Origin of the sequence: Candidatus Protofrankia californiensis, from assembly GCF_900634765.1 — a bacterium.
GTDB classification, from domain to species: Bacteria; Actinomycetota; Actinomycetes; order Frankiales; family Frankiaceae; genus Protofrankia; species Protofrankia californiensis.
On sequence record NZ_CAAAFT010000297.1, the window covers coordinates 14163 to 18105 of the forward strand.

Sequence of the window (3943 nt, forward strand, 5' to 3'; positions counted from 1 at the left end):
CCGCGGCCACCCCCCAGAACATTGCTCTTCACCGGCATTCCGTGGCGTGGCGGGTCGACGTCCAGGCGTCGTCCGTTCCCGACACTTCGATCACCACGATCGGCGCGCAGTCCCCCGAGCTCCTGACGCCTGCCCCGACCACCTGAGACCACCGCAGCGGGGCCGGAAAACGAACAGAAAAATAGAAACCAGTGGGGATGCATCCGCAGTCATCTGCGGATGCATCCCCACTGGTCTGCCGACCGCTGTGGGGTCCTGACCGGCACCAGCGGTCAGGAGACGGCAGCCGGTCAGGAGACGTTGACGCCGAAGTCGAGGGCGATTCCCCGCAGGCCCGTGGTGTATCCCTGGCCCACCGCGCGGAACTTCCACTCACTGGAGTACCGGTAGAGCTCCCCGAAGATCATCGCAGTCTCCGAGGATGCGTCCTCGGTGAGGTCGTACCGGGCGATTTCCGTACCGGTCGCCGAGTCGATCACCCTGATGAAGGCGTTGCGCACCTGGCCGAAGGTCTGCCGGCGGACGTCGGCATCATGGATCGACACCGCAAAGACAACCTTGGACGCCTGCGGCGTGAGCGCGGACAGTTCGACCGTGATCTGCTCGTCGTCCCCGCCGCCACCACCGACGAGGTTGTCACCCAGGTGCTTCACCGCCCCGTCCGGGCTGACCAGGTTGTTGAAGAACACGAAGTACTGATCGGAGAGAACCTTGCCCCGGTCGTCGACGACGATCGCGCTCGCGTCGAGGTCGTAGTCGACGCCGGAGGTCTGGCGCACCTGCCAGCCGAGGCCGACGGTCACCGCGCGGAGATTCGGGGCGACCTTACTGAGCGATACATTGCCGCCCTTGGACAGCGACACCGATGCCATGCGGGAAAGCCTAGACCGCTCGGGATACGGCCGTGCACATACCCGTGCACTGCCCGCAAGGCCTATCGATCCGCCGACGGGTGGAGAACCGCCCCTGCCCCCGGCGTCAGCCCGGGCCTGAGCCGGCCGGCGCCCCAGTGGCCGCGACCGGGCAGGACCTGACCTCAAGCGAACCTGTGGACTGCGCGCGCAGCCCGTCGATGTCGGTGACGGTGACGGTGAACGACATCGGCCCCGGGATCCCCGACGGCCCGACCGGACCCGACCACACCGACTGCTGCCCGGACGCCTCACCCAGGTTCAGGGAGCTGGTGGTCGTTCTCCCGTCGGGCAGTCGGGCGACCAGTTCCGCGCCGAAGACGCCGGTGGAATCGGTCGCTTTCACCGACACCACGGACACGGTCGGCCCGGACGCGGACGGACACCCCGTTGTATACACAACGGCCGGGGTGGCGGTAAGCGAGTCGATGGCCGGCGGGCCGGACACCACCGCGGTCACCCGGACCGCCCCGGCCTGCCTGGCGCCACCGAGGGTGGCGACGGCAACCGAGGTGTCCACCACGCCGACCGGCGCGGCGGAACGGTCGAGGGTGAAGGTGACAGTCCTGCGACCGCCTGCCGCGATCGTGCCGGAAGGCGGCGCGACGGACAGCCAGGACGGCGTGGCGGCGAACCGGAAGTCGACGGGAAGACGGCCGGTGTCGCGCAGCTCCATTGTTGCCGAGGAATTGACCGTCCCAAGGTTGACGTCACCTGTCGACAGAGCCAGGTCCGTCCCAGCCGTCACCGCGGTGTCGCTGGGAGAGGTCCGCACGGTCTCGCCCGCCGCCACAGCGGACCGCGACTGCGGAGGCTGTGACTGCGGGGGCGGGCTGTCCGCGGCCCCAGCGACCCCCGGTGCTCCCGCGGCACCGACACCTGCGGACGGCTGCGCGCCGGACGCGGGCGTCGGCGTCGGCCGGTGGTCACTGCCGGCACCGCCCTGCGGCGCGTGCCCCGCGATCGCTGTCACAGCGGCGTTCGGCTGCGGCCCGGTCGACCCGACGGGTCGAAAACGCAACCACACACCCAGCCCGGCAACCACCGACAGCGCCACCGTCAACGCGATGATGCGCCCCCACCGGATGGGAAGGATCCGGCCCGACCGCCCCCACGGCGATCGGTGCCGACCCCCCTCAGGGTCGCCGCGTCCCGCGATCCACGCCATCGAATCGAGCTTAGGTCGACGAAAGTTGCCCGCGCAGGAGTTTTGGCTCGTCGACGTGTAACGAAGAGCGACAACCACATGACGATCTCGTCAATGACGATCTCATTCAGGAACGTCGAGGCTGCCGGCAGCTCCCTGAGCGTCAATGCTGCCGGAAGCCCGGGTCCCCAGGTCACTGTCGGGAGGAATGAACCGGGCGGCGAGCGGCTCCAGCATCACCGAGAGCAGCGTCCCTGCGGCAGAAGCGCCGACGGCGACAGCCCAGCCGAAAGGCCCCAGGGGGGTGCAGCCGAAGAACTGGCTCAGGCCAGGTGTCTGGACGACCGCGGTCAGCGCCGTCACCGATCCGAGGCTGCTCAGCAGCACCGACCGGGAGCGCCCCCCGACGAGCAGCGTCTGACCGAGCTGCGCTGCGACCAGTGCCACCAGCCCCACGGTGTCGGCGTGCCTGCGCCGGCCGGAGGGACGGGCGACGATCCACGCGCCGGCGGCGGCCGCGGTGGTCGCGATCGCACGCACCACAACCTCCCGGACCAGCGCGCGGCCCAGGGAACTCTCCGGGCCCTCCCCGAGAAGCTCGCCGGTCTTGTCGGGGTCCGGCTGGCGCAGGGCGATGGCGAGCCCGGGGGCGAGGTCGGTGAGCAGGTTGACCAGCAGCAACTGCCGGGCCGACAGCGGGGAGGTACCGGTGACGACCGCGCCGAGGAGGGTGAAGGCGATCTCGCCCAGGTTGCCGCCCACGAAGATACCCAGCGCCTGGCGCACCGAGGCCCACATCGACCGGCCCTCGACCAGAACGTCGAGGATCGTCTCCAACCGGTCGTCGGTGACCACCACGTCGGCGGCGGCCCGGGCGGACGGGGTACCACGTTTGCCCAGCGCGATCCCCACGTCGGCGAGCCGGATCGCGGGCGCGTCGTTGGCGCCGTCACCGGTCATCGCGACCACCTTGCCCAGCCGCTTGTACGACTCCACCACGCGCACCTTGTGTGCCGGTGTGCCGCGGGCAACCACCGACACCTCGGGCAGCAGCGCGTCGAGCGCGTCGTCGTCCAGCGCGTCGATCTCCATGCCGGTCACCACCCGGCCGCCGTCGATGACCCCCAGCTCGGCGGCGATCGTCTGCGCGGTGGCCGGATGGTCACCGGTGATCATCACGGTCTGGACGCCGGCGTCGTGCAGCTGGACCAACGACGGCCCGGCGCCGGCCCTGACCGGATCCGACATCCCGAGAAAACCCAGGAAGGTGAGGCCGTCGAGATCGCCGTCCGACAGCTGCTCACTGCGGACGGGCATCGACCGATCTGCGACGGCGAGCACCCGGTATCCCCGCCGGCCCAGCGCGAGGTGCTCGCGGGCCAGACTCGCCCGGCTGCGGCTGTCCAGCGGCACGCTGCCACGGGCGGTTCGCCAGCGAGCGCACCGGGGCAGGACCGTCTCGGGTGCGCCCTTGACACTGAGCAGCACGGTTCCACCGGCACGCCCGAGGGACGCGTGGTAGGCGCGGCCCGGCTCGAACGGCAGTGAGGCCACATCCGACCAGGAATCCAGGCCGTGGTCACGGCGGATGCCCGCGGCGGTCGCGCCCTTGGTCATCGCCCGGTCGGTGGGATGGGGCAGCTTGCGCCCGCGGGTGTGCACCGGGGTGGCTCGCAGACCGGCGGCGACCACGCGACGCTGCCGCTCCTGCAGATCGCCGACGGCGGCGGTGTGGGCACCGTCCGACACCGCACCCAGCCGGATCTTGCCTCTCGTGAGCGTGCCGGTCTTGTCGAAGCACAGCACGTCCACCCGCCCGAGCGTCTCGATGGTCCGCGGGTTGCGCACCAGTGCCCCGCGGCCGGACAGCCGCCTGGCCGCGGAC

The 3943-nt window shown here is 70.8% G+C and carries 3 protein-coding genes; all 3 read right to left on the reverse strand.

Annotated elements, in window-relative coordinates; genetic code table 11:
- Positions 1–290 precede the first annotated feature (290 nt).
- Entirely contained in the window at positions 291–872 is a 582-nt protein-coding gene (locus DD1DGNOD_RS15870; RefSeq protein ID WP_131770470.1) for a TerD family protein, read from the reverse strand.
- A gap of 106 nt (positions 873–978) precedes the next feature.
- Positions 979–2079 (reverse strand): hypothetical protein, encoded by a 1101-nt coding sequence (locus DD1DGNOD_RS15875; protein ID WP_131770471.1) that lies wholly within the window; start codon positions 2077–2079, stop codon positions 979–981.
- Between the two features lie 102 nt (positions 2080–2181).
- On the reverse strand, positions 2182–3943 hold a 1762-nt coding region (locus tag DD1DGNOD_RS15880), incomplete at its 5' end, for an HAD-IC family P-type ATPase (protein ID WP_131770472.1).